The 5825-nt window shown below is 43.3% G+C and carries 2 tRNA genes and 3 rRNA genes; all 5 read left to right on the forward strand.

Annotated elements, in window-relative coordinates:
- Window positions 1-258 precede the first annotated feature (258 nt).
- The 5 genes from CAMP18497_RS08015 (at window position 259) to rrf (ending at window position 5801) form a co-directional block, all read left to right on the forward strand.
- A 16S ribosomal RNA gene (locus CAMP18497_RS08015) occupies window positions 259-1772 on the forward strand.
- Between the two features lie 95 nt (window positions 1773-1867).
- Window positions 1868-1943, forward strand: a tRNA-Ala gene (locus CAMP18497_RS08020).
- Between the two features lie 8 nt (window positions 1944-1951).
- Window positions 1952-2028, forward strand: a tRNA-Ile gene (locus CAMP18497_RS08025).
- Window positions 2029-2483: 455 nt separating this feature from the next.
- Window positions 2484-5391 (forward strand): 23S ribosomal RNA (locus CAMP18497_RS08030).
- A 293-nt stretch (window positions 5392-5684) separates the two neighbouring features.
- Window positions 5685-5801 (forward strand): 5S ribosomal RNA (gene rrf, locus CAMP18497_RS08035).
- Together the 16S, 23S and 5S rRNA genes with 2 tRNA genes alongside form the textbook arrangement of a ribosomal RNA operon.
- The last annotated feature ends 24 nt before the right edge of the window (window positions 5802-5825 follow it).

Consider the following 5825-nt stretch of genomic DNA (forward strand, 5'->3'; position numbering starts at 1 on the left):
TCCAATCTATTTAATAAAACTTTAAGCTTTTATTGCTATAATTTCATTTCCTTTTCAAACGAAAGGGTTTTAAAAAGCTAAGACTTTTTGTCTTAATTTTTTAGTATTTGTTCTTTAAATTATTAATATTGTTAATCAAATCTTATAGTCAATCTTTGAAATCTAAATAAGTGATCGATTGAGCCAGAAAGATTTATTTTTAAATCTTAACAATCAACTTTTTCTTTGAAGAAAAAGATTAAACTTATCCAATTATTTTTTATGGAGAGTTTGATCCTGGCTCAGAGTGAACGCTGGCGGCGTGCCTAATACATGCAAGTCGAACGATGAAGCTTTTAGCTTGCTAGAAGTGGATTAGTGGCGCACGGGTGAGTAAGGTATAGTTAATCTGCCCTACACAAGAGGACAACAGTTGGAAACGACTGCTAATACTCTATACTCCTGCTTAACACAAGTTGAGTAGGGAAAGTTTTTTCGGTGTAGGATGAGACTATATAGTATCAGCTAGTTGGTGAGGTAATGGCTCACCAAGGCTATGACGCTTAACTGGTCTGAGAGGATGATCAGTCACACTGGAACTGAGACACGGTCCAGACTCCTACGGGAGGCAGCAGTAGGGAATATTGCGCAATGGGGGAAACCCTGACGCAGCAACGCCGCGTGGAGGATGACACTTTTCGGAGCGTAAACTCCTTTTCTTAGGGAAGAATTCTGACGGTACCTAAGGAATAAGCACCGGCTAACTCCGTGCCAGCAGCCGCGGTAATACGGAGGGTGCAAGCGTTACTCGGAATCACTGGGCGTAAAGGGCGCGTAGGCGGATTATCAAGTCTCTTGTGAAATCCAACGGCTTAACCGTTGAACTGCTTGGGAAACTGGTAGTCTAGAGTGAGGGAGAGGCAGATGGAATTGGTGGTGTAGGGGTAAAATCCGTAGATATCACCAAGAATACCCATTGCGAAGGCGATCTGCTGGAACTTAACTGACGCTAAGGCGCGAAAGCGTGGGGAGCAAACAGGATTAGATACCCTGGTAGTCCACGCCCTAAACGATGTACACTAGTTGTTGGGGTGCTAGTCATCTCAGTAATGCAGCTAACGCATTAAGTGTACCGCCTGGGGAGTACGGTCGCAAGATTAAAACTCAAAGGAATAGACGGGGACCCGCACAAGCGGTGGAGCATGTGGTTTAATTCGAAGATACGCGAAGAACCTTACCTGGGCTTGATATCCTAAGAACCTCTTAGAGATAAGAGGGTGCTAGCTTGCTAGAACTTAGAGACAGGTGCTGCACGGCTGTCGTCAGCTCGTGTCGTGAGATGTTGGGTTAAGTCCCGCAACGAGCGCAACCCACGTATTTAGTTGCTAACGGTTCGGCCGAGCACTCTAAATAGACTGCCTTCGTAAGGAGGAGGAAGGTGTGGACGACGTCAAGTCATCATGGCCCTTATGCCCAGGGCGACACACGTGCTACAATGGCATATACAATGAGACGCAATACCGCGAGGTGGAGCAAATCTATAAAATATGTCCCAGTTCGGATTGTTCTCTGCAACTCGAGAGCATGAAGCCGGAATCGCTAGTAATCGTAGATCAGCCATGCTACGGTGAATACGTTCCCGGGTCTTGTACTCACCGCCCGTCACACCATGGGAGTTGATTTCACTCGAAGCCGGAATACTAAACTAGTTACCGTCCACAGTGGAATCAGCGACTGGGGTGAAGTCGTAACAAGGTAACCGTAGGAGAACCTGCGGTTGGATCACCTCCTTTCTAGAGTACAAACTGATAAGTCTCACAACTATCAGTTCATATATAGACTCAATCATCCTTGTTTAGATTTCAAAGATTGATGAAAAGCTAATTTTGGGGAATTAGCTCAGCTGGGAGAGCGCCTGCTTTGCACGCAGGAGGTCAGCGGTTCGATCCCGCTATTCTCCACCATTTATTAAGGGCCTATAGCTCAGCTGGTTAGAGTGCACCCCTGATAAGGGTGAGGTCACAAGTTCAAGTCTTGTTAGGCCCACCATAAAAAAGATTTGTTTATCAATCATATAACAAAGTTTTAAAACTTAAAGCAAGTATATAGCTAATAATAAAGCAGTAAATAAAGTAAAATACTTTATTGCTTATGTTTTTAAATTATTTAAACTCTTTATATATACTTCCTTTAGGTTTTAAGACCTAAGCTAAATAAATAATAGAATATTTATATATTAGATTAGTTATTTAATGTTATTTGAATTATCATTGTTAAGAGTCACAAGCAAGTTTTAATAAAAACAATTTTACAGGACTTGTTAAAGGATAAAATCTAACTATCTTTTCTTTAGCTTTTAGTTAAAGACAAGTTTTAAACTCACAGCTTAGTGAGACTAATATTTTTAGTTTTATTAAGTGTTTAAATGCTTTCCGTCTTAAGATAGTAAAGTCTTATCATAAAAACTTTAACAAGGAAGTGATGCGTTTTAGAATGAATTTAAAAGGTAAGCTATTAAGAGCGAATGGTGGATGCCTTGGCTGGTAAAGGCGATGAAGGACGTACTAGACTGCGATAAGCTACGGGGAGCTGTCAAGAAGCTTTGATCCGTAGATTTCCGAATGGGGCAACCCAGTATATAGAGATATATACTACCATAATGGAGCGAACGTAGGGAATTGAAACATCTTAGTACCTACAGGAAAAGAAATCAATAGAGATTGCGTTAGTAGCGGCGAGCGAAAGCGCAAGAGGGCAAACCCAGTGCTTGCACTGGGGGTTGTAGGACTGCAATGTGCAATAGGTGAGGTTAGTAGAACACTCTGGAAAGTGTAGCCATAGAGGGTGATAGTCCCGTATACGAAAACCAAACCTTAGCTAGCAGTATCCTGAGTAGGGCGGGACACGAGGAATCCTGTCTGAAGCTGGGTCGACCACGATCCAACCCTAAATACTACTACCAGACCGATAGTGCACAAGTACCGTGAGGGAAAGGTGAAAAGAACTGAGGTGATCAGAGTGAAATAGAACCTGAAACCATTTGCTTACAATCATTCAGAGCACTATGTAGCAATACAGTGTGATGGACTGCCTTTTGCATAATGAGCCTGCGAGTTGTGGTGTCTGGCAAGGTTAAGCACACGCGAAGCCGTAGCGAAAGCGAGTCTGAATAGGGCGCTTAAGTCAGATGCTGCAGACCCGAAACGAAGTGATCTATCCATGAGCAAGTTGAAGCTAGTGTAAGAACTAGTGGAGGACTGAACCGATAGGCGTTGAAAAGCCCCCGGATGACTTGTGGATAGGGGTGAAAGGCCAATCAAACTTCGTGATAGCTGGTTCTCTCCGAAATATATTTAGGTATAGCGTTGTGTCGTAGTATAAGGGGGTAGAGCACTGAATGGGCTAGGGCATACACCAATGTACCAAACCCTATCAAACTCCGAATACCTTATATGTAATCACAGCAGTCAGGCGGCGAGTGATAAAATCCGTCGTCAAGAGGGAAACAACCCAGACTACCAGCTAAGGTCCCTAAATCTTACTTAAGTGGAAAACGATGTGAAGTTACTTAAACAACCAGGAGGTTGGCTTAGAAGCAGCCATCCTTTAAAGAAAGCGTAATAGCTCACTGGTCTAGTGATTTTGCGCGGAAAATATAACGGGGCTAAAGTAAGTACCGAAGCTGTAGACTTGATTTTATCAAGTGGTAGGAGAGCGTTCTATTTGCGCCGAAGGTATACCGGTAAGGAGTGCTGGAGCGAATAGAAGTGAGCATGCAGGCATGAGTAGCGATAATTAATGTGAGAATCATTAACGCCGTAAACCCAAGGTTTCCTACGCGATGCTCGTCATCGTAGGGTTAGTCGGGTCCTAAGTCGAGTCCGAAAGGGGTAGACGATGGCAAATTGGTTAATATTCCAATACCAACATTAGTGTGCGATGGAAGGACGCTTAGGGCTAAGCAAGCTAGCGGATGGAAGTGCTAGTCTAAGGTCGTAGGAGGTTATATAGGCAAATCCGTATAACAATACTCCGAGAACTGAAAGGCTCTTCAAAGTCTTCGGACAGCGAGGAGAATTGCTGATGCCGTCGAGCCAAGAAAAGTTTCTAAGTTTAGCTAATGTTGCCCGTACCGTAAACCGACACAGGTGGGTGGGATGAGTATTCTAAGGCGCGTGGAAGAACTCTCTTTAAGGAACTCTGCAAAATAGCACCGTATCTTCGGTATAAGGTGTGGTTCGCTTCGTATTAGGATTTACTCCGAAAGCGAAGAAACTTACAACAAAGAGTCCCTCCCGACTGTTTACCAAAAACACAGCACTCTGCTAACTCGTAAGAGGATGTATAGGGTGTGACGCCTGCCCGGTGCTCGAAGGTTAATTGATGGGGTTAGCATTAGCGAAGCTCTTGATCGAAGCCCGAGTAAACGGCGGCCGTAACTATAACGGTCCTAAGGTAGCGAAATTCCTTGTCGGTTAAATACCGACCTGCATGAATGGCGTAACGAGATGGGAGCTGTCTCAAAGAGGGATCCAGTGAAATTGTAGTGGAGGTGAAAATTCCTCCTACCCGCGGCAAGACGGAAAGACCCCGTGGACCTTTACTACAGCTTGACACTGCTATTTGGATAAGAATGTGCAGGATAGGTGGGAGGCTTTGAGTATATGACGCCAGTTGTATATGAGCCGTTGTTGAGATACCACTCTTTCTTATTTGGGTAGCTAACCAGCTTGAGTTATCCTCAAGTGGGACAATGTCTGGTGGGTAGTTTGACTGGGGCGGTCGCCTCCCAAATAATAACGGAGGCTTACAAAGGTTGGCTCAGAACGGTTGGAAATCGTTCGTAGAGTATAAAGGTATAAGCCAGCTTAACTGCAAGACATACAAGTCAAGCAGAGACGAAAGTCGGTCTTAGTGATCCGGTGGTTCTGTGTGGAAGGGCCATCGCTCAAAGGATAAAAGGTACCCCGGGGATAACAGGCTGATCTCCCCCAAGAGCTCACATCGACGGGGAGGTTTGGCACCTCGATGTCGGCTCATCGCATCCTGGGGCTGGAGCAGGTCCCAAGGGTATGGCTGTTCGCCATTTAAAGCGGTACGCGAGCTGGGTTCAGAACGTCGTGAGACAGTTCGGTCCCTATCTGCCGTGGGCGTAAGAAGATTGAAGAGATTTGACCCTAGTACGAGAGGACCGGGTTGAACAAACCACTGGTGTAGCTGTTGTTCTGCCAAGAGCATCGCAGCGTAGCTAAGTTTGGAACGGATAAACGCTGAAAGCATCTAAGCGTGAAGCCAACTCTAAGATGAATCTTCTCTAAGCTCTCTAGAAGACTACTAGTTTGATAGGCTGGGTGTGTAATGGATGAAAGTCCTTTAGCTGACCAGTACTAATAGAGCGTTTGGCTTATCTTATTTAAGCATCACTTCCTTGTTAAGGTTTTTAATAAAGCTTTGAGTGTTTTTATATGAAATATTTATATAAAGATTATGTTCTTAAGTTTATAAAATCTTATAAGTAAAGTTTATATTAGAACTTGCTCTTAACATTGTTTTTTAAGTATTTTAAAACAATAAAGTATTTAGTTTAGTAAAACATCTAAATATAAGAATAAGATGAAAACTAAAATAAAAATAATGATTTTTATATCTAAATCTTATTGATTGTTTTTATTATGCTATATTAAATAGAATATTTAAATAACAATGTCCGTGATTATACAGATGTGGAGACGCCTTGCTCCATCCCGAACCAAGAAGCTAAGCACATCGTGGGTGATGATACTACGCCTTACTGGCAGGGGGAAAGTAGCTCATTGCGGACTTGTTAATTCTCTTATTATTCTTAC

It is taken from the genome of Campylobacter sp. W0066.1, assembly GCF_024723635.1.
GTDB lineage: Bacteria > Campylobacterota > Campylobacteria > Campylobacterales > Campylobacteraceae > Campylobacter_D > Campylobacter_D lari_C.